Genomic DNA, 26,855 nt, shown 5'->3' with positions numbered 1-26,855 from the left:
CAATGTTCTAGCGTGTAAAAGCAGGTATAGCCGACGGCAACGGAGGGCACCGATGGATCTTCGTACAAAAGGTTTCACGCTGGTCGAGTTGCTGGTCGCCATCGCGGTGTTCCTGATACTGATCACGCTGGCGGTGCCGGCCTTTACCCGTACGATCCAGAGCAGCAGGGCGGATACCGAAGTCGGCGACTTGCAGCGGGCGATCAATTTCGCTCGCCTCGAGGCAATCAATCGCGGCGTGACCACGCGTCTGCGTCCGACCGCTGGCGGCAGTGTCTGGACCGGTGAACTGGCGGTCTACGACAGTACTGGCAATCCGGCCAATGTGTTGCGGGTTGTTCCAGCAATGAGCAGTGGCGCGACTCTGACGCTACCCTCAGGAGTGACCGCACTGGATTTCAACAATCTTGGTGGTCTGGCGGCACCGTCGACGGCGGTAGTCATCGGTTACACGCTGGGCACGCAAAGCAGGACGCTGAACGTGTGTTTGAACGGACGCATTCAACTGGGTGGAAATTGCGGATGAGGGCAGGGAGCAAAAACGCACAGGAGGGCATGACGCTGATCGAAGTGCTGGTCGCGCTGCTGATTCTCACCGTCGGGCTGTTGGGCGCAGCGGCGGTGCAGCTCAATGCGCTGAAGTACACCGACAGTTCGCGGATGACCAGTCAGGCCAGCTTCATCGCCTATGACATGATGGATCGCATCCGCGCCAATTCCGGCGCCAACTACACCGTTGCGCCACCGACCTCGGGCAATCTCAGTAATGCGCGGGACCAGGACCTCTACGACTTCACCACCAACATCGCCAACTTCGGCGGCCCGACCGCGACGGGCACCATCACCCTCAACCAGCGGGTCTACACCATCACCATTACCTGGAGCGATGCGCGCGCGGCGAACGCTGCCAGTGCCCAGCGCAGTTTCGTCCTGACCAGCCGGGCGGCGGTCGATCCGGTGGCTACGCCATGAAGCACACCAGCCGTGGTTTCGGCCTGATCGAGTTGCTGATTGCCCTGGCTTTGGGGTTGATCGTCGTACTCGGTGTGGTGCAGATATTCATCGCCGCAAAAAACACCTACGTCAGCCAGAACAGCGCCGCAGCGATGCAGGAAGATGCGCGCTTCGTCCTCAGCAAAATGATTCAGGAAATCCGCATGGTCGGCATGTTCGGCTGCCTCGGCACCATCGTCGACTCCAGCTCAGCAGGGGATTTCAACACTGCCCAACTCATCCCGATCAGCTGGGATAACGCCAATCTCAAGCTGACCATGGTCACCGCCGATGTCGGCAGCGGCGGGGGCACGCCGACCTGGACGGTGATTTCCGACTGTCGCAACAGCGCGGTCGCCTACAGCGGATTGCGCAGCCCGACCATGGGGCAGATCGCGTTTCCGATCCGGCGCCTGATCTACAGTTTCAGCAATAACCAGATCCTCATGGGCACTGGCAGCGGCAATCCGGCGCAGCAAGTGCTGGTGAACAACGTCAGCGCCTTCAACGTCACATTCGGTCTGGCCAGTTCGGCGACCGACGTCGCAGCCTCAACCTACAGCAGCAACCCTGGCGATCCCGCGCGCATCCGCAGCGTGCGCCTGAGCCTGACCCTCACCGACCCGAACAATCGGGTGCGCAATCAAACCTTCAACGTGGTTGCGGCATTGCGCAACCGCTTGCCATGAGGGGGGCGGCGATGAGGATATCCTTGCAGCAACGTCAGGCCCAGCGCGGCATGGTCCTGTTGGTGAGCCTGGTGTTTCTGCTGTTGCTCACATTGATCGGTTTGTCCTCGATGCAGAGCGCCAACCTGCAAGAGAAAATGGCCGGCAGCGTAAGCCTGCGCAATCAATCATTTCAGGCGGCCGAAGCGGCATTGCGTGTCGGCGAAAGCGCAGTGCAACTGGACAGTTACTCGTTGGCGGTGTGCAGCGGCACGAACCAATGTCTGCCGCCGGCGGAATCGTCATCGGTCAGCTCGGCAGGATTCAATTCGACCTCCGGGGTGACCTGGATCGCTGCCGGTAATGGCTTTTATGGCGTGCAGAACATCGGCACGACCCTGACTGCGGTGAACGTACCGAGTAACACTTCGGCGACGTTGTATCGAGTGACTGCGGTCGGCATCGCCGGCAATTCGCGTAGCGTGGTGGAGAGTGTCTATGCGAAGTATTGAGCGCGGCCTGTCGTTGCTGATCGGTATGCTCCTGAGTTTCTACCTGGCGGCACCGGCCTGGGCTTTCACGCCTTCCGATTCGCCATTGCTGAGCGCGGCTGCGGTGGCGCCGAACGTGATGCTGCTGATCGATGACTCGGGGAGTATGAACAGCATCATCTACGCCGCCGGATTCGACCCGAACGTCAACCGCACTCCCGCCCGGCAGTGCAATGCCTTCCTCGGCTTGTGCTCTGCACTCAATGCACCGCAGATTACTGGCGACACGGTGTTTCTATCGAGCCTGCCAACCTCCGGCTGCTCGGGAGGCGCCTATGCGTTCTACAACAACAGCGTGGCGCCCTTGTGCCTGAAACTGCCCGACCCCGTAGGCAACGAGAACACTCGTTATTCCGCCGATTACATTTCCTACATAGTCAGCCTCGCCAACAGCACCGGCACCCGCGACTTCACCACGGGGGCGATCCCCAACGATTACCGGATGAACGTGGCGCGCAACGTTTCCACCGCACTGGTGAGCAGCAACCGCACCTTGCGCATGGGCCTGTCGACATTCAATCCGGCGACGAGCAGCAACCCGGGCAACGGCGGTTTCATCGCCCGCTCGATCACCGATTTGTCACCCGTCGCGGGCAGCGTCACCCAGGCCCAGGCAGACACCAACTACAACGCGCTGATCTCATCGATCAACGGCTTGAACGCCGTGGCCAACACGCCATTGGCCGAGAGCTATTACGAAGTCACGCGCTACATGCGTGGCTTGGCGCCTTACTACAACGGCACACCGGCGACCTATACCAGTCCGATTCAATACCGCTGCCAGAAAAACTACGGCGTGGTGATTACCGATGGCTTGCCGACCTATGACCGTACCTTCCCGACCAACGATCCGCTGGGAGGCAGTCGCTTACCGAACTGGGATGGCGTGAATAACGATGGCGACAACCTCAACGGTGACGGTGAAGGCGACACGCTTTATCTGGATGACATCGCCAAATTCGCCCTCGACATCGACATGCGCTCGACCGGCACCGACGCCGCCGGCAAAAGCTGGAACGCGGTGGATTTTCCCCGGCAGAACATGAACACCTACACCGTGGGTTTCGCGGCGGATAACGACATGTTGTCCGACGCCGCCAGTTACGGGCAGGGCAGGTATTACCAGGCGACCGACAGCTCCGGGCTCAATGCGGCGTTATCGTCGGCATTGAGCGATATCACTTCCAAGGCCGGCTCCGGTGGTGCCGGCGTTGCCAGCAGCAGTACGTTGACCAGTGGCAGCAGTTTTTACCAGACAACCTACGATCCCAAGGATTGGCGCGGCACGATCAGGTCGTTCGGCTTTACCTCGACCGGCACGGTAAATACCTCGACGGCGCAATGGTCGACCGACACCACCATCGTACCCTCTGCTACAGCGCCGACTTTCCAGTCATGGAACACCTTGAGCAATACGCCCATTGCTCTGGCATTCGGCAGCTTTTCCCCAGCCCAGCAGAACACGCTGAATCAGGGCCTGCCCACCGGTGTCAGCGGCACTGAACTGGTGGAGTGGAGCAAAGGGACCAACAGGGCCGGGCTCAAAGTGCGCACTGCGCTGCTGGGCGACATCATCAATTCGCCGCTGGTGCTCGCGTCGCCTTCGGACAAGACCGCATCCGACTTGACGGGTGACAGCAGTTACACCAACTACCTGACCACCAAGGCTGCGAACATGAACACCAGTCTGGTAGTGAACGCCAACGACGGTTTCGTCAACGTGATCAATTCGGCGAACGGCACCCGCCGTTATGCCTACATGCCCTCCAGCGTGCTGCCTTCCCTGCGACTGATCGCGGACACCAACTACGTCAACGGCGTCAGCCACAAATTTCTGGTGGATGGTCAGGTCGGCGTGTTCGATGCGCAGGCCGGTACCACCTGGAAAACCCTGGCCATTGGCGGAACGGGGGCCGGCGGCAAAACCTTCTATGGGCTGCAACTGTTCGATGCCTCGGCAGGTAACGTGATCAGGGCACTGTGGGAAGTCAGTGCGCCGGCCACGGCCAACACGGCGAATGCGTTCAATGATCTGGGTTACGCCTATGCCAGGCCGGAAGTGGCACGCTTGGCCAATGGTCGCTGGGCGACATTCATCGCCAATGGTTACGGCAGCAATTCGGGGGTTGCGGCTTTGTACGTACTGGATGCAATGGATGGTTCGCTGATCAGGAAAATCGTCATCGACAGCACGGAAACCACTAACGGTCTGTCTTCGGTAAAACTCAGGGTCAATTCCTCGAACGTGGTGCAGGCTGCCTACGCTGGTGACCTGAAGGGGCGTATGTGGAAATTCGACTTGAGCGCACCCGGGGCAGAAAGCTGGGCCGTGGCGTTTGCCGGCAAACCTCTGTTCACCGCCCCGGGTGGGGCAACGCAGCCGATCACTGCGCAACCGCTGCTGGCGGACAACCCACAGGGCGGCAAGCAGGTGTTTTTCGGCACCGGCAAGTTCAACGAAACTGCCGACAAGACCAACAAGGATCTGCAGGCGTTCTATTCAATCTGGGATGCAGAAGGTGGGACCGGACAAATCACCGTCAGCAGCTTGCAGGCGCAGGCGATTACCGGTTCGTTCTCCGGCAGTACCGGGCAGTTCCTGACCACCAGCCAGAATGAAACGACCTATCCGGCAGAGAAAGGCTGGTATCTGCCGCTGGTGTATAACAACGTGCTGACCGGTGAACGCGTGATCAATCAGGCCAGTCTTGTGTTGGGGCGAGTTGTTTTCACCACTGCCAGCGTCGATACCACTGACCCTTGTTCGAGCTTTGGTACGGGCAGGTTGGTCGAACTCGATGCGTTCAACGGTAAGATGCTCAACTACGCCGTGATCGACACCACCGGCGACCGTTTGGTCGACAGCAACGATACGATATCCAGCGGCGTGATTTTTACCGGCGGCATTCCGACCCTGAACTTCATCTCGGCTAACGGCGAGCGCAAGGGCACGACTGACACCAGCGGCGCGGTCACGGTCATTGTGGAGAAAGGTGGCGGCGGCAGCCGTCGTATCATGTGGCGACAAATCCAATAAGCGAGAATTTGAGGCATGCGCAGAACCAGCCGAGGTTTTACCCTGATCGAGATCATGATCGTCATCGCGATTATCGGGATCATCCTCACCATCAGTATCCCCAGCTACAACGAATACGTGAAGAAGGGCCGTCGCGCCGAAGTGGTCTCGCTGCTCTCGGAGCAGGCGCAGACCCTCGAACGCTTCTATACCCGCAACAACGTCTACACCGGCGTCACCGGACTGAGCACGGGCAATGATTTCTACACCATCACCCCGACGCTGACCGACCAGACCTTTGTGCTGACCGCGACGCGTAAAACCGGCTCGGCCATGGCCACCGACAAGTGCGGGGATTTCACCCTGACTAACACTGGCGTGCGAAGCATGAACAACGCGACAACCGGAGTGACCGCCAAGGATTGCTGGGGCCGCTGACGTATTCTTTTTCGGGCGCCTTTTGCGCCCACTGTCTTTTTTACGGTTGGATCAAACATGACCAGGCAACAGCAAGTGGTGATTGTCGGCGGCGGGGTGATTGGCCTGCTCACTGCCTACAATCTCGCCTCCGAAGTGCGCAGCGTGGTGCTGCTGGATCGCTCGAATGTCGGCCAGGAATCGTCCTGGGCTGGCGGCGGCATCGTCTCGCCGCTATACCCGTGGCGCTACAGTCCGGCGGTCACCGCGCTGGCGCATTGGTCGCAGGACTTTTATCCACAGCTCGGCCAGCGCTTGTTTGCCGACACGGGGGTTGATCCTGAGGTGCACACCACTGGTCTGTATTGGCTGGATCTGGACGATGAAGCCGCAGCCCTGGCCTGGGCCGAGCGGGAAAACCGGCCGCTGCGGGCTGTGGATATCTCGGCGGCACATGACGCGGTGCCGGTGCTCGGCAGCGGTTTCAGCCGAGCGATCTACATGGCCGATGTCGCCAACGTGCGCAATCCACGGCTGGTCAAATCGCTGAAAGCCGCGCTGCTGGCGCTGCCGAATGTGACGATTCATGAGCAATGCGAAGTCAGTGGCTTCGTCCGCGAGGGCGAACGCGTGGTCGGCGTGCAGACTCCGACGGGCGTGATCAACGGCGACCAGATTGTGCTGACGGCGGGGGCGTGGAGCGGTGATCTGCTCAAGACGCTGAGCCTGACGCTGCCGGTCGAGCCGGTCAAAGGCCAGATGATTCTCTATAAGTGCGCGGCTGATTTCCTGCCGAGCATGGTGCTGGCCAAGGGGCGATATGCGATCCCGCGTCGCGACGGTCACATTCTGATTGGCAGCACGCTGGAGCACGAAGGTTACGACAAGACCCCGACCGACATAGTGCTGCAAAGCCTCAAGGCCTCGGCAATCGAATTGCTGCCGGCGTTGGCGGATGCCGAGGTGGTCGGGCACTGGGCCGGGCTGCGGCCGGGGTCGCCGGAAGGGGTTCCGTTTATTGGCCGGGTGCCGGGATGCGAAGGGCTGTGGCTGAACTGCGGGCATTACCGCAACGGGCTGGTGCTCGCGCCGGCATCGTGTCAGTTGTTTGCCGATGTGATGCTGGGGCGGGCGCCGATTATTGATCCGGCGCCGTATGCGCCTGAGGGCCGTATTTAGTCAGAGGCGGGTAGACCGCCTTCGCGAGCAGGCTCGCTCCCACAGGAATACTCATTCCAAATGTGGGAGCGAGCCTGCTCGCGAAGGGGCCTTTAATCCAGGCCCAACTTCTTCAGCCGATAGCGCATCGACCGAAACGACAGACTCAACCGCTGCGCCGCCGCCGTGCGGTTCCAGCGGGTTTCCTCAAGCGCCTGCAAAATCAGCTTCCTCTCGACGCTCTCCAGATAATCCTCAAGATTGTCGATCTGCGTCAGATCGGCCATCGCCCCGTCCGCCGTGCAATTGCCTTCGCTCAAACGCAGATCCTGCGCTTCGATCGTGCGGTTTTCACACAGGGTGTGCGCGCGTTCGAGAACATTCTCCAGTTCGCGCACATTGCCCGGAAAGCGATAGTTCTTCAGCGCCTCCAGCGCTTGCGGATGCAGGCGTGCTTCGGGTTGTCCGGTGTCTTTGGCCAGGCGCTTGAGTACGTGCATGGCAAGCGCCTCAATGTCGTCGCGGCGTTCGCGCAGGGACGGCACACGCAGTTCGATGACGTTGAGCCGGTAATACAGATCCTGGCGGAAGCGTTCGGCCGAAACTTCGGCTTCAAGGTCTTTGTGCGTTGCGCAAAGGATGCGCACGTCCACCACCGTTTCCTGCTGGCCGCCGACGCTGCGCACGGCTTTTTCCTGAATCGCCCGCAGCAGTTTCACTTGCATCGACAGTGGCAAATCGGCGACTTCATCGAGAAACAGAGTGCCGCCATGGGCCGCTTGAAACAGCCCCGGCTTGTCTTCGACGGCTCCAGTGAAACTGCCTTTGCGGTGGCCGAAAAATTCGCTTTCCATCAGTTCCGATGGAATTGCCCCGCAGTTCACCGGCACAAACGGCTGGCTGGCGCGCGGACCTTGTTCGTGGATCAGACGCGCGACCAGTTCTTTGCCGCTGCCGGATTCGCCGCTGATGTAGACCGGTGCCTGACTGCGTGCGAGCTTGTCGATCTGCTTGCGCAGATTGGCCATTGGCGGCGAATCGCCCAGCAAGCGTCGCTCGATTGCGGTGCTCGGGCCACCCGCTGTCGGCAGGCGTAGCGCCGAGCTGACCAGTTCGCGCAAGCGCGGCAGTTCCACCGGTTTGGTGAGGAAATCGAACGCCCCGGCCTTCAGCGCATTGATCGCAGTTTCCAGGCTTCCGTACGCCGTGATCATCGCCACCGGCAGGTGTGGAGCGCGTTGCTGAATGTGTTGCACCAGCTCCAGCCCGGTGCCGTCGGGCAGGCGCATGTCGGTCAGGCACAGGTCAAAGTGCTCGCGCTGCAACAGCGCCTGAGCTTCGCCCAGATTGCGTGCGCTGAAGGTCTCGAGTTTCATCCGTCCCAGGGTGATTTCCAGGAGCTCGCGGATATCCGGTTCGTCGTCGACGATTAGAATTTTTTGCCGTGGGCTTGTATTCAACTTTGTTTCCGTCCGTGAGCAAAAGTGATGCAAAAGCAGCCGCCGCCTTGGCGTGATTTGAAGTCTAGGCGTGCCTGGTTGCTTTCGCACAGCTCACGGGACAGATAAAGGCCAAGACCGGTGCCCTGGCTGCTGGTAGTGAAGAAGGGTTCAAAGAGATGCGCCTGTTCATCGGCCGACACGCCGGGGCCGTTGTCCTGGACCTCAAGCACCGCCAACTGGCTGTCCGGGTCGACGAACAGTGCCAGCCAGACGTCGGCCTGCTCGTGCATTTGCGCACTGTGACGCCAGGCGTTGCGTATCAGATTGTCGAGAATCTGCCGCAATTGGTTCGGGTCCATCAGCGTGGTGAAATCGCCGGAATTGATCCGCAGATGAATGTGCTGGCGCTCATTGGCCTGCTCGCGGATTTCGCCGACGAAGTCTTCCAGCCACGGCTTGAGGTCCAGCCGTTGCGGCGCGCTTTGCTGGCGGCGGGACAGTTGCAGGACGTTTTCGATGACTCGGTTCATGCGCTGGGAGTGGTCTTGAATAATCTGCGTCAGACGTCGATCTGCGCTATCGAGTTCCTCGGACTCGGCCAACAGCTGCGCGGCATGACTGATCGCGCCCAGTGGATTGCGAATTTCATGGGAGATGCCGGCGGTCAAACGCCCGAGCGCAGCGAGCTTGAGTTGCTGCGCCTGTTGGGTGATTTGCGCCAGGTCTTCGAGAAACACCAGCGTCTGCTGGTTCGGACTCTGCTCGAGAGCGATGAAGCTGGGTTGCAGCTCAAGGCCATTGCCGGGGATTTTCAGGCTCTGCGGGCGCAAGGTCGGGTTGTTGCGCCACAGTTGCAGACGCTCGACCAATGCGGGGGAATACTCGTCGATCAAATGACCTTGCAGGCGACTATGGCCGAGCAGACTCTGCGCGCTGTGATTGGCCAGTTGCACCCGACGTTGCTCGTCGAGCACCAGAATCCCCGTGCGCATGCGTTGCAGGATCAACGCGTTCAGCGCCTCCAGGCTGACCACTTCGCTGGCGCGCTGTTCGGCCAGGGTCTCGCTGACTTCGAGGCGGCGGATCAACCCTTGCACCAGCAGCGAGGCGGCGAAGCACAGCGCGCCGAGGGTGCCGGCTTGCAAGTAGGCGTTGGCGCTCAAGGGGCGGCTCAGACCCAGCAGAAAGCTCAGGCCGACAATGCCGATCGCCGCGATGGCGGCAATCAGCAGGCCGATGCGTCGGCGTAGCAGGGTGTTGCTGATTGCCACCGAGACCACCAGCAGATTGCCCAGCGCACTGGCCACGCCGCCCGCCGCGTAGAACAGGCCGCACAACAGCAGCACGTCGACGAGGGCCAGGGTGAACAACTGCGCCGGGCGCCGGGTGTTTTCGAGGAACACCACCAGCAGCATATTGATGATCAGGTACAGCCAGCTGCCGCCGCGCAGCAGATCGTCGTTGGCCGACGTCAGCAGGCGGTTGTCCATGTTGCTGGAGATCAGCAACACCAGAGTGATGCCGACACTTAAACGGTACAGGTGATAAAGGCGCAGCAGACGCTGCGCCTGTTTCTGGTCGGCGTTGACCGCCTCAGCGACCACTGGCGCCCGGGCCTTGCTCGAGATGAGCCTGGCTGCAATACCACAGTTGCTGGTTGCCCAGCGCGCGGTCGCGCGGCAGATGCACGCCGCAATGTGCGCAGCGCACCATCGGCGGCGCGTCCTGTTCGCGCGGCGGTCGGGTGGACGAGGCGGGGGTCTTGAATTTGCGCCAGAGCCAGATGGCGGCGAAGATCAGGGCAATCCAGAACAATAAACGAAGCATGATGAGCGGCTTTTCGACTGATGATCCGGCAGTTTAGCCAAGGACCCGATCAGCGCACAGCCTATTAAAGCGCGGCAATAAAAAAGGGAGATCCGCAGATCTCCCTTTTTCGTACCGCCGGTGTGATCAGTCGAACACGCCGAAGGTCATGTAGCTGAACCACGAGCGGTCGGTGTCGCTGGATTCCGGCTCTGGCTCTTCGATCACGTCGCCGTTTTCGTCCTTAGGCTTGAGCTCGTTCGGGATCGCATCTTTCGCGTCCTGGAACTGCTTCTGCACGTCCTGGTTGGCGCGGGTTTCGCCCGGCGGCAGCGGTGGACGCGATTCGATCAGGCCCAGAGTCGCCTTGCTCAGGAACGAACGGTTGTCAGCTTCGGCTACGCGTGGCACGAACTGGCCATCTTCCAGGCTCGGGTGATCCGGGTAGTTGAGCTTCAGGGTTTCCAGGCTGGTGGCTGCCAGATCGTCGAGGTGCAGACGCTGGTAGGCTTCGGTCATCACCGCCAGGCCGTCGCCGACCGATGGGGTTTCCTGGAAGTTTTCCACGACGTACTTGCCACGGTTGGCAGCGGCTACATAAGCCTGACGGGTCAGGTAGTAGTCGGCGACGTGGATTTCGTAGGCGGCCAACAGGTTGCGCAGATAGATCATGCGCTGCTTGGCGTCCGGCGCGTAGCGGCTGTTCGGGTAGCGGCTGGTCAGCTGCGCGAACTCGTTGTACGAGTCACGGGCGGCGCCCGGGTCACGCTTGGTCATGTCCAGCGGCAGGAAGCGCGCCAGCAGGCCGACGTCCTGGTCGAACGAGGTCAGACCCTTGAGGTAGTACGCGTAATCCACGTTCGGATGCTGCGGATGCAAACGAATGAAACGCTCGGCGGCAGACTTCGCAGCTTCCGGCTCGGCGTTCTTGTAGTTGGCGTAGATCAACTCCAGCTGAGCCTGATCGGCGTAGCGACCGAACGGATAACGCGACTCCAGAGCCTTCAGCTTGGCTGTGGCGCTGGTGTAGCTGTTGTTGTCCAGATCAGTCTGAGCCTGCTGATACAGCTCGGCTTCGCTGAGGTTTTCGTCTACGACTTCCTTCGATGAGCAAGCAGCGGTCAATGCGAGGATGGCGATCAGCAGCAGGTGTTTCACTTGCATGGCGGCTTGCGTCCCTATGACGGCCGCTGTCTTGGGCGGGGCCGTCCTGTTATGATGAGCGCCCCGTTGAAAAGCCTCGGGGCAAAAGACGCCGTATTTAACCACAAGCGCGCAGCCGAAACCAAAGGCTGTGCCGACGCCCAGTCCGAGCATGTCCGATAAAATTGAACTTCGCGCAGAGGTGCCGTCCGAATTGGGCGGCCAACGCCTCGATCAAGTCGCCGCCCAACTCTTCGCTGAGCACTCACGCTCGCGCCTTTCCGCCTGGATCAAAGAAGGTCGCCTGACTGTGGACGGGGCGGTGATCCGCCCGCGCGACATTGTGCATGGCGGTGCCATCCTTGAGCTGACTGCCGAGCAGGAAGCCCAGGGCGAGTGGATCGCCCAGGACATCGAGCTCGACATCGTCTATGAAGACGACGACATCCTGGTGATCAACAAGCCTGCGGGCCTGGTGGTGCACCCGGCTGCCGGTCATGCCGATGGCACCCTGCTCAACGCTTTGTTGCACCATGTGCCGGACATCATCAATGTCCCGCGCGCCGGCATCGTGCATCGTCTGGACAAGGACACCACCGGTCTGATGGTGGTGGCCAAGACCATTCAGGCGCAGACCAAGCTGGTCGCACAATTGCAGAGCCGCAGCGTCAGCCGTATCTACGAGTGCATCGTGATCGGCGTGGTCACCGCCGGTGGCAAGATCAATGCGCCGATCGGTCGTCACGGCCAGCAACGCCAGCGCATGGCAGTGATGGAAGGCGGCAAGCCTGCCGTCAGCCATTACCGCGTGCTCGAGCGTTTCCGTTCCCACACTCATGTGCGGGTGAAGCTGGAAACCGGTCGGACCCACCAGATCCGCGTGCACATGGCGCACATCAATTTCCCGTTGGTCGGCGATCCGGCCTACGGCGGGCGTTTCCGCATTCCGCCTGCGGCCAACCCGACCATGGTGGAATCGCTCAAGCACTTCCCGCGTCAGGCGCTGCACGCGCGCTTCCTTGAACTTGATCACCCGACGAGCGGTGAGCGCATGAGCTGGGAATCGCCGCTGCCGGAAGATTTCGTCTGGCTGCTGACCCTGCTCAAGCAGGATCGCGAGGCCTTCGTCGGATGAGCTGGCTGACGCCGGACTGGCCTGCGCCGGCCAGCGTCAGGGCCTGTGTCACCACCCGCGAGGGTGGTGTCAGCGAGGCGCCGTTCGACAGCCTGAATCTGGGTGATCACGTCGATGATCGTCCTGAAGCCGTCGCCGAGAACCGTCGGCGTCTGACCGAGCACTTCTCTATACAGCCTGCCTGGTTGCAGCAAGTGCACGGGATCACCGTTGCCCATGCTGATCCGGGCATCGTTGCGACTGCAGATGCCAGCTGGACCGCAACGCCGGGAATCGCCTGCGCGGCGATGACGGCGGATTGCTTGCCGGCGTTGTTCTGCGATCGTGCGGGCACCCGTGTAGCAGCGGCCCATGCCGGTTGGCGTGGTCTGGCGGCGGGCGTGCTTGAGGCAACTCTCGACAGCCTCGATGTTGCGCCTGAAGAGATTCTGGTCTGGCTCGGCCCGGCGATTGGCCCAAAGGCTTTTGAGGTCGGTCCGGAAGTTCGCGAAGTATTCATCAATCAACTGCCTGAAGCGGCGACAGCCTTCTTGCCGAGCCACAATCCCGGCAAGTACATGGCCGACATCTATGAACTGGCGCGCCTGCGTCTGGCTGAACGGGGTGTCACGGCTGTTTATGGTGGCGGTTTCTGCACCGTGACCGATCCGCGCTTCTTTTCTTACCGCCGTGCGTCGCGCACCGGTCGTTTCGCCTCCCTTGTTTGGCTCACCCGCTAAACTCTCTGATCTGCATCAACTCTCCGACGCTTGAATCTCCCAGAATCGACCGCATCTACAGTGGTATCTGGCAGGTTTCTTTATTCAGGATGGTTTCTTAGGTCCGGCCTGCTCAAAAGGAAGGTGACCCATGCGTATTGACCGTTTAACCAGCAAATTACAGTTGGCCCTGTCCGACGCCCAGTCGTTGGCGGTTGGCCACGATCATCCGGCCATCGAGCCGGCGCACTTGATGCAGGCCATGCTTGAACAGCAGGGCGGTTCGATCAAGCCGCTGCTGATGCAGGTAGGCTTCGACGTCAACAGCTTGCGTAAAGAGCTGACCAAAGAGCTCGATCAGCTACCGAAAATCCAGAACCCGACCGGCGACGTCAACATGTCGCAGGATCTGGCGCGCCTGCTCAATCAGGCCGACCGTCTGGCTCAGCAGAAGGGCGACCAGTTCATCTCCAGCGAACTGGTGCTGCTCGCCGCGATGGACGAGAACAGCAAGCTCGGCAAGTTGCTGCTCGGCCAAGGCGTGAGCAAAAAAGCCCTGGAGAACGCGATCAACAACCTGCGTGGTGGCGAAGCGGTAAATGACGCCAACCACGAAGAGTCGCGACAGGCACTGGATAAATACACCGTCGACCTGACCAAGCGCGCCGAAGACGGCAAGCTTGACCCGGTGATCGGCCGTGACGACGAGATCCGCCGCACCATTCAGGTTCTGCAACGCCGCACCAAGAACAACCCGGTGCTGATCGGTGAACCGGGCGTGGGTAAAACCGCGATCGCCGAAGGGCTGGCGCAGCGCATCATCAACGGCGAAGTGCCGGACGGCCTTAAAGGCAAGCGCCTGCTGTCGCTGGACATGGGCGCGCTGATTGCCGGCGCCAAGTATCGCGGCGAGTTCGAAGAGCGCCTGAAATCGTTGCTCAACGAACTGTCGAAGCAGGAAGGGCAGATCATTCTGTTCATCGACGAGCTGCACACCATGGTCGGCGCCGGTAAGGGCGAAGGCTCGATGGATGCCGGCAACATGCTCAAGCCTGCGCTGGCTCGCGGCGAGTTGCACTGCGTCGGCGCGACCACGCTCAACGAGTATCGCCAATATATAGAGAAGGACGCGGCGCTCGAGCGGCGTTTCCAGAAAGTCCTGGTGGACGAGCCGAGCGAAGAAGACACCATCGCCATTCTGCGTGGCCTCAAGGAACGTTACGAGGTTCACCACAAGGTGGCGATCACCGACGGCGCGATCATTGCCGCGGCGAAACTCAGCCATCGCTACATCACGGATCGGCAGTTGCCGGACAAGGCCATCGACTTGATCGATGAGGCCGCCAGCCGTATCCGTATGGAGATCGACTCCAAACCGGAAGTACTCGATCGTCTGGAGCGGCGCCTGATTCAGTTGAAAGTGGAATCCCAGGCGCTGAAGAAAGAAAGCGACGACGCAGCGAAGAAACGCCTGGAAAAACTCCAGGAAGAAATCGAGCGTCACGAACGTGAGTACTCGGATCTGGAAGAAATCTGGAACTCGGAAAAAGCCGAGGTGCAGGGTTCTGCGCAGATCCAGCAGAAGATCGAACAGTCGCGCCAGGAACTGGAAGCCGCACGCCGCAAAGGCGACCTGAATCGCATGGCCGAGTTGCAGTACGGGGTGATCCCCGATCTGGAGCGCAGCCTGCAAATGGTCGACCAGCACGGCAAGAGCGAAAACCAGTTGCTGCGCAGCAAGGTGACTGAAGAAGAGATTGCCGAAGTCGTGTCGAAGTGGACCGGCATCCCGGTGTCGAAGATGCTCGAAGGCGAGCGCGACAAGCTGATGAAGATGGAGAGCCTGTTGCACAAACGGGTGATCGGTCAGGAAGAAGCGGTCGTGGCTGTGGCCAACGCCGTGCGGCGTTCCCGCGCCGGGCTGTCCGACCCGAATCGTCCGAGCGGCTCGTTCATGTTCCTCGGCCCGACCGGTGTCGGTAAAACCGAGCTGTGCAAGACCTTGGCCGAGTTCCTCTTCGATACCGAAGAGGCGATGGTGCGGATCGACATGTCCGAGTTCATGGAGAAACATTCCGTGGCTCGTCTGATCGGTGCGCCACCGGGCTACGTCGGCTACGAAGAGGGCGGTTATCTGACCGAAGCGGTGCGGCGCAAGCCGTACTCGGTGATCCTCATGGACGAAGTCGAGAAGGCGCACCCGGATGTGTTCAACATCCTTCTGCAAGTGCTTGAGGATGGCCGGCTGACCGACAGTCACGGGCGTACGGTGGACTTCCGCAACACGGTGATCGTGATGACCTCCAACCTCGGGTCGATGCAGATCCAGGAGCTGGTCGGTGATCGCGAGGCGCAGCGCGCTGCTGTGATGGACGCGCTGACGTCGCACTTCCGTCCGGAGTTCATCAACCGGGTCGACGAGGTGGTGATCTTCGAGCCGTTGGCGCGGGATCAGATCGCCGGGATTACCGAGATCCAGTTGGGTCGCCTGCGCAGCCGTCTGGCTGAGCGCGAGCTGAAGCTGGAGCTGAGCCCGGAAGCGATGGACAAGCTGATCGCCGTCGGTTACGACCCGGTGTATGGCGCGCGTCCTTTGAAACGGGCGATCCAGCGCTGGATCGAAAACCCGCTGGCGCAGTTGATCCTGTCGGGTCATTTCATGCCGGGCGACACCGCCACCGGCAAGGTCGAGAACGACGAAATCGTTTTCGGCTAAGCCTCAGCGGCAATGAAACCGGGAAGGCCTCGCATTGCGAGGCCTTTTTTTCGCCAGGCTGTTGAACTCAAAGGAAAAGGCTTGTAAAGTGCGCCCCGCAGTCAGTCACCGGCAGCGTTTCAACCCACCGGGTTGGAATCTGAAATAAGTTGCAAATCATTAACTTGAAAGCAATTTAGGGGGTTGACAGAGGTGTTCTAGGTTGTAGAATAGCGCGCCTCAGACACACGAACGCAGCGATGCGAACGGGTGGCGAGATGCAACAAAGCTTCACCGTTGTAAATTGAAATATGTAGTTCCGTGATAGCTCAGTCGGTAGAGCAAATGACTGTTAATCATTGGGTCCCAGGTTCGAGTCCTGGTCACGGAGCCAATTTCAAACCGGGGTATAGCGCAGTCCGGTAGCGCGCCTGCTTTGGGAGCAGGATGTCAGGAGTTCGAATCCCCTTACCCCGACCATATTTGGGTCGTTAGCTCAGTTGGTAGAGCAGTTGGCTTTTAACCAATTGGTCGTAGGTTCGAATCCCACACGACCCACCATTTTTGAAACCAGTTTGCGCTGGGATCGAATCTTAAGATCAGAGGCCAAAAGCGCTGATCGAAGAAGGCGATCTTTGAAAGGTCGCCTTTTTTTTACCGGGGTATAGCGCAGTCCGGTAGCGCGCCTGCTTTGGGAGCAGGATGTCAGGAGTTCGAATCCCCTTACCCCGACCATATTGAAAATCCTCGTATCGAAAGATACGGGGATTTTTTTTGCCTGCCGAAAGCTGAATCCCTTCAAGTCGTCATACAACCTGCCGATAGCCCGCTAACACGAGGGGACTGCCAACGCTTCGCCCCTTGATCTGGCCATTACAAGAATAAGGGCGTTCGTCATGTTGCTTCGTCAGTTGAATATTGCTCCCCGGGCTGCCCTGGGATTTGCCCTGATCGCGGTGTTGGTGGCCTTGCTCGGCGTGTTTGCGCTGGGGCAGATGTCGAGCATTCGCGACAGTGAGGTGGCGGTGGAGAACCGCTGGTTGCCGAGCATCCGTGGCGGCGACGAGATCCGCGAACTGATGCTGCGCATCCGCACCATCTCCCTGCGCATGGCGCTCGATCAGGATCCGGCCAATATCGCCACCTATCGCGGCCAGATGGACACCCGCGACAAGGAACTGAGCGAGAAGATCGCCGCCTACGACAAACTGGTCGACACTGCCGAAGGTCAGCAGCTGTATGACCAGTTCAAGAAAACCTTCGCCGCCTATCGCACTGGCATTGCCCAGTCGTTCACCCTCGCTGAGCAAGGCAAGCGTGACGAGCTGACCAAATTGCTCCTGGTGGATATGAAGACCGTGGTCGACGGCTCCGGCAAACAGCTCAATGATCTCGCCGATCTGTTCGCCCGCCAGGTCGCCGCCGAAAGCGAGAAGTCCGCCGCGCATTATGAAACCTCGCGGACCATCGTCAGCCTGTTCATTGGTCTGGCAGCGCTGGCCACGGTGGCGCTGGCGATGTTGCTCACGCGCAGTATCGTGCGCCCGCTGAGCAGCGCCGTGGATGCCGCTGAAAGTGTCGCTAAGGGCGATCTAACCCGACCGATCGAAACCCATGGCAATGACGAAGTCAGCCGCTTGCTCAAGGCCTTGGCGACGATGCAACAGAACCTGCGCGAGACCCTGCAAGGTATCAGCGGCTCAGCCACACAACTGGCCACCGCCGCTGACGAACTGAGCGCCGTCACCGTCGACAGCACCCAAGGCCTGCAAGAGCAGAACAACGAAATCGAGCAAGCCGCCACTGCGGTCAACGAGATGACCGCTGCGGTGGAGGAGGTCGCGCGCAACGCGGTGTCGACGTCCGATGCCACGCGCCAGTCCAGTCAATCGGCGCAATTGGGCCAGGAGCGCGTCAGCGAAACCGCCAGTGCGATCAACGCCCTGGCCAGTGATGTGCAAAACACCGGCGAGCTGGTGCAGTCGCTGGCCAATCAATCGCAAGACATCGGCAAGGTTCTGGACGTGATTCGCGCCATCGCCGAGCAGACCAATCTGCTGGCGCTCAACGCTGCCATTGAGGCAGCACGTGCGGGCGAAAGCGGTCGAGGTTTTGCGGTGGTAGCCGATGAGGTGCGGGCGCTGGCGTATCGCACCCAGCAATCGACGCAGGAAATCGAGCAGATGGTGCAAGGCATGCGCAGCGGTTCGAGCCAGGCGCTGGAGTCAATGCAGGCCAGCGCATCTCGTGCGGCGAGTACGCTGGTTCTCGCAGAGCGGGCAGGTGAGGCGTTGGTGACGATCACGGCGTCGGTGCACGAGATTCACGAGCGCAACCTGGTGATCGCCAGCGCTGCCGAGGAGCAGGCGCAGGTGGCGCGGGAAGTGGATCGCAATCTGGTGAACATTCGCGACCTGTCGGTGCGTTCGGCTGCGGGGGCTGATCAGACCAGCGCATCGAGCCACGAACTGTCGCAACTGGCCAATGCGCTACAGGGCATGGTGCGACGCTTTCAGCTCTGATGAACAGAGATCAATTGCAGGCCTTCGCCTGCTGATTTGCGCACAACACGAAACAATGTGGGAGCGAGCTTGCTCGCGAAGGGGGCGAATCATTCAACGACAGTGTTGACTGATCCACCGCTTTCGCGAGCAGGCTCGCTCCCACAGATGTTGGCCTTAGTGCAGTTTCAGACGCGGCTCGGTGCCACGACCAATCTTGCTCCCCAGCATCAACATCGCCGTGCGGAACGGACCGTACAGCGCCATCTGGTGCATGCGGTACAGCGACACATAGAACATCCGCGCCAGCCAGCCTTCGAGCATGACGCTGCCGGTCAGGTTACCCATCAAGTTACCCACAGCAGAAAAACGCGACAGCGAAATCAGCGAGCCGTAGTCGGTGTACTTGTACTCCGGCAGGGTCTTGCCTTCGATGCGCAGTTTCAGCGACTTGGCCAGCAGCGACGCCTGTTGATGCGCCGCTTGTGCCCGTGGTGGGACGTTGCGATCAGTGCCCGGTTGCGGGCACGCCGCGCAGTCACCGAAGGCAAAGATGTTTTCGTCGCGCGTGGTTTGCAGAGTCGGCAGCACTTGCAGCTGATTGATGCGGTTGGTTTCCAGACCGTCGATGTCCTTGAGGAAACCCGGTGCGCGGATGCCGGCAGCCCAGACTTTCAGGCTGGCCTTGATCTCGTTGCCATCGGCGGTGATCAGGCTGTCCGCAGTCACTTCGCTGACTGCTGCGTTGGTCATCACATTGACCCCGAGCTTCTCCAGGGTCTTGTGCACCGGCCCGCTGATGCGCTCCGGCAGGGCAGGCAGCACCCGTGGGCCGGCTTCGATCAGCGTGATGTGCATGTTTTCCGGTTTGATCCGGTCCAGACCATACGCGGCCAATTCATGGGCGGCGTTGTGCAGCTCTGCCGCCAGTTCGACGCCAGTGGCGCCAGCGCCGACGATGGCCACACTGATCTGCTCGACCACGTCGGTCTGCCCGGCGTGGGCGCGCAGATAATGGTTGAGCAATTGCTGGTGGAAGCGCTCAGCCTGTTTGCGCGTATCAAGGAACAGACAATGCTGCGCCGCGCCCTGGGTACCGAAATCGTTGGTGGTGCTGCCGACGCTGATCACCAGCGAGTCATAAGCCACTTCACGCGCCGGTACCAGCTCGACGCCGTTTTCGTCATAGGTCGCGGCCAGCTGGATTTTCTTCTGCGCACGATCAAGCCCGCTCATGCGCCCGAGCTGGAACTCGAAGTGGTTCCATTTCGCCTGGGCGACATAGTTGAGTTCGTCTTCGGAGGAGTTCAGGGAACCGGCGGCCACTTCGTGCAGCAGCGGCTTCCAGATGTGGGTCAGGTTCGCGTCGACCAGCATCACGCTGGCCGTGCCGCGCTTGCCCAGAGTCTTACCCAGGCGGGTAGCCAACTCCAGACCGCCGGCGCCGCCGCCGACAATGACAATACGATGGGACATAGGGATAACTCGCAAGGTTTTTAAAAGAAATCGGTGCGGTTACCCGAGGGAGCGCAAGGCAGCTCATAACGTCAGGTAACTGATAAATCGGCTCAACAGGCCCAGACCAATGGTCACTGCCAGCACCAGCACCAGGAGCATCCACGGCCGGAAAGGCCGGCGCTCGACACGGTGTTGGGACAATTGCAGGTACTCTTCGACATGCTTTTGGTCTTCGGGGTTCAGGCGGCTGGTCATATTTGCCTCGTCAGGTAGACGTTACTGAATGAGCACAGGCTACAGCGGTTTTCAGCCCGGATTGAACGCAGCGTAGCCGCTGTCCGGGACCGGTTCGACGCACACGCTATCGTCGAGGCGAATGATGCCGCTTTGTAACACCCGGGCGGTGATCCCGCCATGCCCGCGCACGGCTTGAAAAGTGCCCGGGCCGAGATTGTTCTGCAAGCGTGCACAGGGCTGACACCAGCCAGTGGTTTCGAGTATCGCCTGCCCGATGCGAAAGCGCCGCCCCTTCAGGCTAAACAAATTGATTCCGCTTATAACGAGATTGCGCCGCAGATCTTCAGGCCGGACTGGCTGGTCAGCGGGACGGCCCATCAATGCGTTGATTACCGCCAGGTGCTCCCACTGGATCAGCGTCACCTGTCGCGCATTGCGAATGCCCGGGCGGGCGTGGTCGCCGGTGAGCCCGGCTTCCAGCCGCGCCTCGACCGCGTCCAGCTCAAGCATCGGCCCACGGGATTCTGGACGCACACCGATCCAGCGCACACGACCGGTTTGCGGAACCTCGGCGATCAACTGCTGCAGCGGCGTCACAGGCTGATACCCACGTCGAACACAATGCTGCGGCCGAGGTTACTGCGCAGAAAGTCCGGTGCGTCGGGGTGGGCGAACAGCACACGGGCGAATGTCGGGCCGACCAGCGACAGCGAGCGCCAGCCCTGACGCAGGTATTCGGTCGGTGGCGGGAAATGACTGTTGAGGTCGAGCACTTCGCGTTTGAGGCTGGCGAAGGCGATGATGTCCAGTTCACCCAGATCCATGCCGCGTTCCTTGTAGTTGTGCGCCTTCTTGCGCAGGGTTGGCGCCAGACGCAGGAGAAATTCATTGGCCGGGATGCGCTTGGGTTTGGCTTCGCGGCGCACCAGTTGGCTCAGGGAGAACGCGCTGCGCCGACGCTGCAATTCGTCGCGCCATTCATCATTGAGACGGCGGCCTTCATCGAGGACGAAAAAAACTTCGAAATTGGCATCGCGGAACAATACGTCCGGCGGCTCACCGGCCGGGGCGAATTCGTCGGCGCGGTAGGGGATGTTCAGACCTTGCAGCAGGCGCTGGCAGACCCAACGCTCACGCTCCCATTTGCGGGCATTGGACAGGAACGCATTGGCCTGCTCGGCCGCGATGGTCAGCAGGCGTAAATAATCTGAATCATCCATAAGCCCAAGCTTAGCGTCCAAATGCGACAAGCAGATAGCTTTGCATCGACTGGTGCACATACATCGGCGGTGTAGACTGCGACAAAGCGGTAAGCCCATGGAGAAGGTGAGGGAATCATGATCGGTGCCGAACTGCTGTCCTCGGCAAGCCTGACACTCGGCTGGCTGATTTATCTGCCGGTGCTGCTCTGGGCGATCATGCGTGCGCCATGGGTCGAGCTGTTCAGCGACAGTCGCCGGCAGCACTTGCTGTTCGGCACGGTGTTCGCGCTGTTTCTGCTGTGGCTGGTGCGCAGGGATTTCGACACCGGCGTGTCTTATCACTTCATCGGCATGACGGCGGTGACGCTGCTGCTCGATTGGCCGCTGGCGATCGTCGGCGGGCTGGTTGCGCAGATGGGGCTGGTGCTGCTGGGGCGTCAGGACCTGGCTGCGGTGGGCGTCAATGGCGCGTTGCTGATTCTGCTGCCAGTGCTGATCACCGAATGCGTGGCGATTCTGGTCGAGCGTGCGCAGCCACGAAATCCGTTCGTTTACATCTTCTGTTCCGGTTTCTTCGCCGCTGCGTTGTCAGGCCTGTTGTGCCTGATCCTCAGCCTGACACTGCTGTGGTACGACGGCCTCTTCGCCATGCCGGAATGGCTGGAAGATTTCGTCGGCTACCTGTGGTTGCTGCTGTTTCCCGAGGCCTTTATCAACGGCATGGTTGTCAGTGCGTTGGTGGTGTTCTGCCCGGAATGGCTGGAGACCTTCAACCGCACCCGTTACCTTTCAGCGCCGTGGAAGGACGACGATCAGAAGTCTTGATCCACATCAAACCGGCCATGCCGCAGAGATTTCATGCTCGCGCAAATCCCTTCAGGAGCAGTGGCATGGGCGTGTACGAATGGGCGCGGCAGGAAACCCGGCAGAGTCTGGAGCTGGCGCAGGAAGTGGGCTTTGACCCGGGCCTGAGTTTGCGCGCCCTGCTCAGCGCCGTGGTGCAGCAGAGCAAGGCAGTGCGCAATGCCGAAGACTTGGCCGACGAGTTGCGCTTTCTCGCGGAGAACCTCGACGACAGTCAGGACTACGGCTTTATGCGGCCCTGATCAGCGATCAGTGACGCGGATCGAAATCGCCGGAAAACAGCTCGTCTTCGGCATCCGGGGCGACCGGAATCTTGTGCTCTTCCGAGGCCCAGGCGCCGAGGTCGATCAGTTTGCAGCGATCGGAGCAGAACGGACGGAATTTGTTCGCCGGGGTGAATTCGACGGGGGCGCCGCAGGTTGGGCATTCAACGGTTGGAATCTGGCTCATGCTTGGCCTCCGGATAAAGTCAGATAAAAGTGATGCAGACGCTCGACCTCGCTGTGCAGCCAGGCGAGGTCGCGGTCGTTGACGATCACATCGTCGGCACGGCTCACGCGGTCTTCACGGCTCGATTGCGCCTTGAGGATCGCCTGCACCTGCGCTTCGCTGGTCTGGTCACGCTGCAAGGTGCGTTCGATCTGCAGTGGTTGCGGCGCATCGATGACCAGAATGCGCTGGGTCATCGCGTATTGCCCGGATTCGATCAGCAACGGTGACACCAGAATCGCGTAAGGCGATTTTGCCTGCGCCAGATGATGAGCGATTTCCTCGCCGATCAACGGATGCAGCAGCGCTTCGAGCCAACGTCGCTGTTCGGGCTCTTCAAAAATCAGTTTGCGCAGGGCGGCGCGGTCCAGCGTGCCATCGGCCTGCAACACGCCGGAACCGAAATGCTCGGCGATTTTCGCCAGCGCCGGACGCCCCGGCTCGACTACCCAGCGCGCCGCATGATCAGCGTCCACCACGTGCACGCCGAGGTCAATGAAGTGCTGCGCCGCCGCGCTTTTGCCGCTGCCGATGCCGCCGGTCAGGCCGAGGATCCAGGGTTTTTCCACAGGGGTATTCATTTCAAACCGACAGACTGCCAATAGAAGTCGGTTATTTGACCACCCCAGAGCAAGGCAATCCAGCCGGCAATTGCCAGAAAGGGCCCGAAGGGGATCGGCGTCGAGGTTTCCTGGGCGCGCAGGCGCAGCATGACGACGCCCAAAATCGCCCCCACCAAGGACGATAGAAGGATCGTCAGCGGCAGAATCTGCCAGCCACCCCAAGCGCCAAGCAAGGCCAACAGCTTGAAATCGCCATGACCGATGCCGTCCTTGCCAGTGAGCAGTTTGAACAGCCAGAACACCGACCACAGCGCCAGATAACCCGCCACCGCGCCCCACAATGCATCTGGCAACGCCACGAACACGCCGAAGCTGTTGACGATCAGCCCCAGCCACAGCAGCGGCAGCACCAGCACATCGGGCAGCAGTTGATGTTCGCAGTCGATCAGACTCATCGCCAGCAAGCCCCACGTCAGCAAAATCAGCAAGCTCGCCGGCCAGCCGAAGCCCAGATGCCAGGCGATGAATGCCGAGAGCAGGCCGCAGGCCAGTTCGGTCAGCGGGTAACGTTTACTGATCGGCGCCGAACAGGCCGAGCAGCGCCCGCGCAGCAGCAGATAACTGAGCAGCGGAATGTTTTCCCACGGGCGGATCCGGTGTCCGCAATGCGGGCACGCGGAGTGCGGCAGCATCAGGTTGTAGGTCGGCACGGGCGTTTCGCTGGGCAGGCCGAGCACATCATGGGCCTGCTGCCGCCAGTCGCGCTCGAGCATTTTCGGCAAGCGCCAGACCACAACATTGAGGAAGCTGCCGACCACCAGCCCGAGCAGCAGCGCGCTGACCACAAAGGCCAGCGGATACTCGGCAAACAGTTCGTCGATAGGCATGTCAGATCGCTGAGCCGAGTTGGAAGATCGGCAGGTACATGGCCACCACCAGTCCACCGACGATGACCCCCAGCACCACCATGATGAACGGCTCCATCAGGCTGGTGAGGTTGTCGACCATGTTATCGACTTCCGCTTCATAAAAACCGGCGACCTTGTCGAGCATGTCATCCAGTGCCCCGGACTCCTCGCCGATGGCGGTCATCTGCACCGCCATGTTCGGAAACACACCGGTGCTGCGCATCGAGAAGTTGAGCTGCATGCCGGTCGAGACGTCCTGCCGAACCCGTAGCACCGCGCGCTTGAACACCACGTTGCCGGTGGCGCCCGCCACCGAATCCAGTGCTTCGACCAGCGGCACACCGGCGGCGAAAGTGGTCGACAGGGTGCGGGCAAAGCGTGCAACGGCGGACTTGTACATCAAGGTGCCCACCAGTGGCAGCTTCAGCAGCCAGGCATCGCGCCGGTCGCGCAGGGCCTGCGATGTCTTCAACGCGTGGCGAGTGCCGAAAAACGCTGCCACCAGTGCAAACAGAATCGCCCACCACCACTGCTGCATGAATTCCGACAGGCTGATGATCATCAGGGTGAAGCCCGGCAGTTCGGCGCCGAACCCGGAAAACACCGACTGGAACTGCGGCACCACCTTGACCAGCAGAATGCCGGTCACCACCGCCGCCACCAGCACCACGGCGGTGGGGTAGGTCATGGCTTTCTTGATCTTGGCCTTGAGCGCTTCGCTTTTTTCCTTATAGGTCGCGACCCGTTCGAGCAAGGTGTCGAGGGCACCGGACTGTTCGCCGGCGTCGACCAGGTTGCAGTACAACTCGTCGAAGTATTGCGGCTTCTTGCGCAGGGCCGTGGCGAAGCTGTTACCGGCGGCGACCTCCTGTTTGACCTCGTCGACCAGCTTGCGCATGGCCGGGTTTTCGAAGCCCTCGCCGATGATGTCGAAGGACTGCAACAGCGGTACACCGGCCTTCATCATCGTTGCCATCTGCCGGGTGAACAGGGCGATGTCCTGCGGTTTGATGCGTTTGCCCAAGCTCAGCAGGGAGGCGGATTTCTTGCGCACCTTGCCCGGGTTGATCCCTTGTTTGCGCAGCTGCGCCTTGATCAGTGCGGGGTTCTGCCCGCTCAACTCGCCGCTGACTTTACTGCCTTTGCGGTCGGTGCCTTCCCAGGCGTAAACGCTGACTTTCGCTGCCTTGACCGCCATGTTCAATCCTTGGTGACCCGGTTGATTTCCTCAAGGCTGGTGATGCCTTGCATGGCCTTGTGCAGCCCGGAGGTGCGCAGATCGGCGAAACCGTCGCGGCGCATCTGAATGTCGATTTCCAGCGAATTGCCTTCGGCCATGATTAACCGTTGCAGGTCCGGTGTGTTCTTTACCACTTCATAAATCCCCACGCGTCCTTTGTAACCGCCGTTGCAGTGATCGCAACCGACCGGCTCGTAGATCGTGAAATGACCGATGCGTTCCTCGGGGAAGCCTTCCTTGAGCAAGGTTTCGTGGGGGATTTCCAGCGGCCGCTTGCAGTGCGCGCACAATTTGCGCGCCAGACGCTGGGCGATGATCAGGCTGACCGAGGTGGCGATGTTGAAACCGGGAATGCCCATGTTGTGCAGGCGCGTGAGAGTTTCCGCCGCGCTGTTGGTGTGCAGGGTCGACAGTACCAAGTGGCCGGTCTGCGCGGCCTTGATCGCGATCTCGGCGGTTTCCAGATCGCGGATCTCGCCGACCATGATCACGTCCGGGTCCTGACGCAGAAACGAGCGCAGCGCCTGGGCAAAGTCCAGCCCTTGGCGGGGATTGACGTTGACCTGGTTGATGCCCTCCATGTTGATTTCCACCGGGTCTTCGGCGGTGGAAATATTGATGTCGACGGTGTTGAGGATATTCAGCCCGGTGTACAGCGACACGGTTTTACCGGAGCCGGTGGGGCCGGTGACCAGAATCATTCCTTGCGGCTGTTTCAGCGCAGCCAGGTACAAAGCCTTTTGCTCGGCTTCGTAACCCAAGGCGTCGATGCCCATTTGTGCACTGGACGGGTCGAGAATCCGGATCACCACTTTTTCGCCCCACAGGGTCGGCAAGGTGTTGACGCGAAAATCGATGGATTTGCTTTTCGACAGGCGCATTTTGATCCGCCCGTCCTGGGGTTTGCGTCGTTCGGAAATATCCAGACTGGCCATCACCTTCAGGCGAGCGGCAATACGCCCGGCCAGCTGAATCGGCGGCTTGGCCACCTCGCGCAGCATGCCGTCGGTGCGCATACGCACCCGGTAGTTTTTTTCGTAGGGTTCGAAGTGCAGGTCGGAAGAGCCGCTCTTGATCGCATCGAGCAGCATTTTGTGCACGAAGCGCACGACCGGGGCGTCGTCGGCATCGAGGCCGCCGATCACGTCCTGTTTGTTGTCATCAATGGACTCGACGTCGAGGCCGTCGAGATCGACATCGGCCATTTCTTCCAGACCCGAGGCATGGCTGTCGAAGAACTTGTCGATGGCGTCGCTGAGTTTGTCGTCCTCGACCAGAATCGCTTCGGTGCTCAGGCCGGTGCTGAACTGGATGTCGCTGATCGCCTGCTGATTGCTCGGGTCGGAAAGGCCCACGAACAATTTGTTGCCGCGCCGCCACAAGGGCAGGGCGCAATGCTGACGAACCAGTTTTTCACTGACCATGCCCCTCGGCTGAGTCTCCTTGTCGAGGCAGCTGAGATCGAGCAGGGCCATGCCGAAATGTTCCGAGGCGATCTCGGCGATCTGCCGGCTGTTGACCAGTTTGTTGTGTACCAGGTAATTGACCAGCGACACGCGATTGCGCTGGGCCTGCGCCCAGGATTGCCGGGCGCTTGTTTCCGTGAGCAGTTCGGCCTGGACCAATTGCTTGGCCAGACCGCTCAGAGCGATGTCATTCATGGGGATTCCG

26 protein-coding genes, 4 tRNA genes and 1 pseudogene are annotated in these 26,855 nt (G+C 60.5%); 17 read left to right on the top strand and 14 right to left on the bottom strand.

The window, feature by feature from the left end; all coding sequences use genetic code 11:
- Nucleotides 1-52: 52 nt before the first annotated feature.
- Genes D8U70_RS07370 through thiO form a run of 7 tightly spaced genes read left to right on the top strand, consistent with a single transcriptional unit; the run spans nt 53 to nt 6,824 of the window.
- Nucleotides 53-526, top strand: a complete 474-nt coding sequence (locus tag D8U70_RS07370) for a GspH/FimT family pseudopilin (protein WP_122698535.1) — start codon at nt 53-55, stop codon at nt 524-526.
- Nucleotides 523-972, top strand: coding sequence for a type IV pilus modification protein PilV (gene pilV, locus D8U70_RS07365; protein WP_130928570.1), 450 nt, complete (start codon nt 523-525; stop codon nt 970-972). The genes D8U70_RS07370 and pilV overlap by 4 nt, the downstream gene beginning before the upstream one ends.
- Nucleotides 969-1,682, top strand: coding sequence for a prepilin-type N-terminal cleavage/methylation domain-containing protein (locus tag D8U70_RS07360; RefSeq protein ID WP_076564158.1), 714 nt, complete (start codon nt 969-971; stop codon nt 1,680-1,682). The genes pilV and D8U70_RS07360 overlap by 4 nt, the downstream gene beginning before the upstream one ends.
- Nucleotides 1,683-1,693: 11 nt before the next feature.
- On the top strand, nt 1,694-2,173 hold the full coding sequence (locus D8U70_RS07355; protein ID WP_130928569.1) for a PilX N-terminal domain-containing pilus assembly protein: 480 nt from the start codon (nt 1,694-1,696) through the stop codon (nt 2,171-2,173).
- Nucleotides 2,160-5,249, top strand: a complete 3,090-nt coding sequence (locus tag D8U70_RS07350; RefSeq protein ID WP_130928568.1) for a PilC/PilY family type IV pilus protein — start codon at nt 2,160-2,162, stop codon at nt 5,247-5,249. Before D8U70_RS07355 ends, D8U70_RS07350 begins: the two co-directional genes overlap by 14 nt.
- 15 nt (nt 5,250-5,264) lie before the next feature.
- Nucleotides 5,265-5,666 (top strand): type IV pilin protein, encoded by a 402-nt coding sequence (locus tag D8U70_RS07345; protein ID WP_122750953.1) that lies wholly within the window; start codon nt 5,265-5,267, stop codon nt 5,664-5,666.
- 57 nt (nt 5,667-5,723) lie between these two features.
- Entirely contained in the window at nt 5,724-6,824 is a 1,101-nt protein-coding gene (gene thiO, locus D8U70_RS07340; protein WP_130928567.1) for a glycine oxidase ThiO, read from the top strand.
- A 92-nt stretch (nt 6,825-6,916) separates the two neighbouring features.
- Here thiO and D8U70_RS07335 read toward each other — a convergent pair whose 3' ends face one another.
- The 4 genes from D8U70_RS07335 to D8U70_RS07320 all read right to left on the bottom strand — a co-directional run bounded on the left by D8U70_RS07335 (nt 6,917) and on the right by D8U70_RS07320 (nt 11,215).
- Nucleotides 6,917-8,263, bottom strand: coding sequence for a sigma-54 dependent transcriptional regulator (locus tag D8U70_RS07335; RefSeq protein WP_110646719.1), 1,347 nt, complete (start codon nt 8,261-8,263; stop codon nt 6,917-6,919).
- Complete coding sequence (locus D8U70_RS07330; RefSeq protein ID WP_130928566.1) at nt 8,260-9,849, bottom strand: ATP-binding protein; 1,590 nt, start codon at nt 9,847-9,849, stop codon at nt 8,260-8,262. The genes D8U70_RS07335 and D8U70_RS07330 overlap by 4 nt, the downstream gene beginning before the upstream one ends.
- Nucleotides 9,839-10,072: a PP0621 family protein gene (locus tag D8U70_RS07325; protein WP_130928565.1), complete on the bottom strand. Its 234-nt coding sequence runs from the start codon at nt 10,070-10,072 to the stop codon at nt 9,839-9,841. The genes D8U70_RS07330 and D8U70_RS07325 overlap by 11 nt, the downstream gene beginning before the upstream one ends.
- A gap of 126 nt (nt 10,073-10,198) precedes the next feature.
- Nucleotides 10,199-11,215: an outer membrane protein assembly factor BamD gene (locus tag D8U70_RS07320; protein WP_056790462.1), complete on the bottom strand. Its 1,017-nt coding sequence runs from the start codon at nt 11,213-11,215 to the stop codon at nt 10,199-10,201.
- Between the two features lie 151 nt (nt 11,216-11,366).
- On the opposite strand from D8U70_RS07320, the gene rluD reads away from it, so the two are divergent.
- The 8 genes from rluD to D8U70_RS07280 all read left to right on the top strand — a co-directional run bounded on the left by rluD (nt 11,367) and on the right by D8U70_RS07280 (nt 18,244).
- Nucleotides 11,367-12,329, top strand: a complete 963-nt coding sequence (rluD, locus tag D8U70_RS07315; RefSeq protein ID WP_042610487.1) for a 23S rRNA pseudouridine(1911/1915/1917) synthase RluD — start codon at nt 11,367-11,369, stop codon at nt 12,327-12,329.
- Nucleotides 12,326-13,048, top strand: a complete 723-nt coding sequence (pgeF, locus tag D8U70_RS07310) for a peptidoglycan editing factor PgeF (RefSeq protein WP_130928564.1) — start codon at nt 12,326-12,328, stop codon at nt 13,046-13,048. Before rluD ends, pgeF begins: the two co-directional genes overlap by 4 nt.
- Nucleotides 13,049-13,178: 130 nt before the next feature.
- The gene (clpB, locus tag D8U70_RS07305) at nt 13,179-15,743 is read left to right on the top strand and encodes an ATP-dependent chaperone ClpB (RefSeq protein ID WP_130928563.1); all 2,565 of its coding nucleotides are present in this window, start codon (nt 13,179-13,181) and stop codon (nt 15,741-15,743) included.
- 297 nt (nt 15,744-16,040) lie between these two features.
- Nucleotides 16,041-16,116: transfer RNA gene (locus D8U70_RS07300), tRNA-Asn, on the top strand.
- A 9-nt stretch (nt 16,117-16,125) separates the two neighbouring features.
- Nucleotides 16,126-16,202: transfer RNA gene (locus tag D8U70_RS07295), tRNA-Pro, on the top strand.
- A gap of 5 nt (nt 16,203-16,207) precedes the next feature.
- Nucleotides 16,208-16,283 (top strand) — tRNA-Lys (locus tag D8U70_RS07290).
- 97 nt (nt 16,284-16,380) lie between these two features.
- Nucleotides 16,381-16,457, top strand: a tRNA-Pro gene (locus D8U70_RS07285).
- 161 nt (nt 16,458-16,618) lie between these two features.
- Nucleotides 16,619-18,244 carry a methyl-accepting chemotaxis protein gene (locus tag D8U70_RS07280; protein WP_041477812.1) on the top strand — a complete coding sequence of 542 codons (1,626 nt, stop codon included), beginning with the start codon at nt 16,619-16,621 and terminating at the stop codon, nt 18,242-18,244.
- Nucleotides 18,245-18,305: 61 nt separating this feature from the next.
- Here the strand turns inward: D8U70_RS07280 and D8U70_RS28175 are convergent.
- The 5 genes and pseudogenes from D8U70_RS28175 to D8U70_RS07260 all read right to left on the bottom strand — a co-directional run.
- Nucleotides 18,306-18,389: pseudogene (locus D8U70_RS28175) on the bottom strand (metal ABC transporter ATP-binding protein); the annotation flags it as partial.
- Nucleotides 18,390-18,400: 11 nt separating this feature from the next.
- Nucleotides 18,401-19,699 (bottom strand): NAD(P)/FAD-dependent oxidoreductase, encoded by a 1,299-nt coding sequence (locus D8U70_RS07275; RefSeq protein WP_016773144.1) that lies wholly within the window; start codon nt 19,697-19,699, stop codon nt 18,401-18,403.
- A 63-nt stretch (nt 19,700-19,762) separates the two neighbouring features.
- Complete coding sequence (locus tag D8U70_RS07270) at nt 19,763-19,936, bottom strand: DUF3094 domain-containing protein (protein WP_007909875.1); 174 nt, start codon at nt 19,934-19,936, stop codon at nt 19,763-19,765.
- Nucleotides 19,937-19,987: 51 nt separating this feature from the next.
- Nucleotides 19,988-20,515: an MOSC domain-containing protein gene (locus D8U70_RS07265; RefSeq protein WP_024014346.1), complete on the bottom strand. Its 528-nt coding sequence runs from the start codon at nt 20,513-20,515 to the stop codon at nt 19,988-19,990.
- Nucleotides 20,512-21,138 (bottom strand): DUF1780 domain-containing protein, encoded by a 627-nt coding sequence (locus tag D8U70_RS07260; RefSeq protein ID WP_007909887.1) that lies wholly within the window; start codon nt 21,136-21,138, stop codon nt 20,512-20,514. Before D8U70_RS07260 ends, D8U70_RS07265 begins: the two co-directional genes overlap by 4 nt.
- A 117-nt stretch (nt 21,139-21,255) precedes the next feature.
- On the opposite strand from D8U70_RS07260, the gene D8U70_RS07255 reads away from it, so the two are divergent.
- The gene (locus tag D8U70_RS07255) at nt 21,256-21,945 is read left to right on the top strand and encodes an energy-coupling factor ABC transporter permease (RefSeq protein WP_130928562.1); all 690 of its coding nucleotides are present in this window, start codon (nt 21,256-21,258) and stop codon (nt 21,943-21,945) included.
- A 65-nt stretch (nt 21,946-22,010) separates the two neighbouring features.
- Nucleotides 22,011-22,226, top strand: coding sequence for a hypothetical protein (locus tag D8U70_RS07250; protein ID WP_016773148.1), 216 nt, complete (start codon nt 22,011-22,013; stop codon nt 22,224-22,226).
- A gap of 7 nt (nt 22,227-22,233) precedes the next feature.
- Here D8U70_RS07250 and yacG read toward each other — a convergent pair whose 3' ends face one another.
- From yacG to pilB, 5 genes are read right to left on the bottom strand one after another with little or no spacing between them, the layout of a single operon-like run.
- The gene (yacG, locus tag D8U70_RS07245; protein ID WP_016773149.1) at nt 22,234-22,434 is read right to left on the bottom strand and encodes a DNA gyrase inhibitor YacG; all 201 of its coding nucleotides are present in this window, start codon (nt 22,432-22,434) and stop codon (nt 22,234-22,236) included.
- Nucleotides 22,431-23,054: a dephospho-CoA kinase gene (coaE, locus tag D8U70_RS07240; RefSeq protein ID WP_130928561.1), complete on the bottom strand. Its 624-nt coding sequence runs from the start codon at nt 23,052-23,054 to the stop codon at nt 22,431-22,433. Before coaE ends, yacG begins: the two co-directional genes overlap by 4 nt.
- Nucleotides 23,051-23,923 carry an A24 family peptidase gene (locus tag D8U70_RS07235; RefSeq protein WP_130928560.1) on the bottom strand — a complete coding sequence of 291 codons (873 nt, stop codon included), beginning with the start codon at nt 23,921-23,923 and terminating at the stop codon, nt 23,051-23,053. The genes coaE and D8U70_RS07235 overlap by 4 nt, the downstream gene beginning before the upstream one ends.
- A 1-nt stretch (nt 23,924) precedes the next feature.
- Nucleotides 23,925-25,142 carry a type II secretion system F family protein gene (locus D8U70_RS07230; protein WP_024014342.1) on the bottom strand — a complete coding sequence of 406 codons (1,218 nt, stop codon included), beginning with the start codon at nt 25,140-25,142 and terminating at the stop codon, nt 23,925-23,927.
- Nucleotides 25,143-25,144: 2 nt separating this feature from the next.
- Nucleotides 25,145-26,845 (bottom strand): type IV-A pilus assembly ATPase PilB, encoded by a 1,701-nt coding sequence (pilB, locus tag D8U70_RS07225; protein WP_130928559.1) that lies wholly within the window; start codon nt 26,843-26,845, stop codon nt 25,145-25,147.
- Between the last annotated feature and the right edge of the window lie 10 nt (nt 26,846-26,855).

The organism is Pseudomonas sp. Sample_20, from assembly GCF_004307585.1.
GTDB classification, from domain to species: domain Bacteria; phylum Pseudomonadota; class Gammaproteobacteria; order Pseudomonadales; family Pseudomonadaceae; genus Aquipseudomonas; species Aquipseudomonas atacamensis.
This window is presented reverse-complemented; position numbering and strand designations above follow the sequence as displayed.

Bases quoted from the DNA above. Each gene is read 5' to 3' on its own strand.
- D8U70_RS07370 (WP_122698535.1), top strand. From the start codon at position 53: ATGGATCTTCGTACAAAAGGTTTCACGCTGGTCGAGTTGCTGGTCGCC.
- pilV (WP_130928570.1), top strand. From the start codon at position 523: ATGAGGGCAGGGAGCAAAAACGCACAGGAGGGCATGACGCTGATCGAA.
- D8U70_RS07360 (WP_076564158.1), top strand. From the start codon at position 969: ATGAAGCACACCAGCCGTGGTTTCGGCCTGATCGAGTTGCTGATTGCC.
- D8U70_RS07355 (WP_130928569.1), top strand. From the start codon at position 1,694: ATGAGGATATCCTTGCAGCAACGTCAGGCCCAGCGCGGCATGGTCCTG.
- D8U70_RS07350 (WP_130928568.1), top strand. From the start codon at position 2,160: ATGCGAAGTATTGAGCGCGGCCTGTCGTTGCTGATCGGTATGCTCCTG.
- D8U70_RS07345 (WP_122750953.1), top strand. From the start codon at position 5,265: ATGCGCAGAACCAGCCGAGGTTTTACCCTGATCGAGATCATGATCGTC.
- thiO (WP_130928567.1), top strand. From the start codon at position 5,724: ATGACCAGGCAACAGCAAGTGGTGATTGTCGGCGGCGGGGTGATTGGC.
- D8U70_RS07325 (WP_130928565.1), bottom strand. From the start codon at position 10,072: ATGCTTCGTTTATTGTTCTGGATTGCCCTGATCTTCGCCGCCATCTGG.
- D8U70_RS07320 (WP_056790462.1), bottom strand. From the start codon at position 11,215: ATGCAAGTGAAACACCTGCTGCTGATCGCCATCCTCGCATTGACCGCT.
- rluD (WP_042610487.1), top strand. From the start codon at position 11,367: ATGTCCGATAAAATTGAACTTCGCGCAGAGGTGCCGTCCGAATTGGGC.
- pgeF (WP_130928564.1), top strand. From the start codon at position 12,326: ATGAGCTGGCTGACGCCGGACTGGCCTGCGCCGGCCAGCGTCAGGGCC.
- clpB (WP_130928563.1), top strand. From the start codon at position 13,179: ATGCGTATTGACCGTTTAACCAGCAAATTACAGTTGGCCCTGTCCGAC.
- D8U70_RS07280 (WP_041477812.1), top strand. From the start codon at position 16,619: ATGTTGCTTCGTCAGTTGAATATTGCTCCCCGGGCTGCCCTGGGATTT.
- D8U70_RS07275 (WP_016773144.1), bottom strand. From the start codon at position 19,699: ATGTCCCATCGTATTGTCATTGTCGGCGGCGGCGCCGGCGGTCTGGAG.
- D8U70_RS07270 (WP_007909875.1), bottom strand. From the start codon at position 19,936: ATGACCAGCCGCCTGAACCCCGAAGACCAAAAGCATGTCGAAGAGTAC.
- D8U70_RS07260 (WP_007909887.1), bottom strand. From the start codon at position 21,138: ATGGATGATTCAGATTATTTACGCCTGCTGACCATCGCGGCCGAGCAG.
- D8U70_RS07255 (WP_130928562.1), top strand. From the start codon at position 21,256: ATGATCGGTGCCGAACTGCTGTCCTCGGCAAGCCTGACACTCGGCTGG.
- D8U70_RS07250 (WP_016773148.1), top strand. From the start codon at position 22,011: ATGGGCGTGTACGAATGGGCGCGGCAGGAAACCCGGCAGAGTCTGGAG.
- yacG (WP_016773149.1), bottom strand. From the start codon at position 22,434: ATGAGCCAGATTCCAACCGTTGAATGCCCAACCTGCGGCGCCCCCGTC.
- coaE (WP_130928561.1), bottom strand. From the start codon at position 23,054: ATGAATACCCCTGTGGAAAAACCCTGGATCCTCGGCCTGACCGGCGGC.
- D8U70_RS07235 (WP_130928560.1), bottom strand. From the start codon at position 23,923: ATGCCTATCGACGAACTGTTTGCCGAGTATCCGCTGGCCTTTGTGGTC.
- D8U70_RS07230 (WP_024014342.1), bottom strand. From the start codon at position 25,142: ATGGCGGTCAAGGCAGCGAAAGTCAGCGTTTACGCCTGGGAAGGCACC.
- pilB (WP_130928559.1), bottom strand. From the start codon at position 26,845: ATGAATGACATCGCTCTGAGCGGTCTGGCCAAGCAATTGGTCCAGGCC.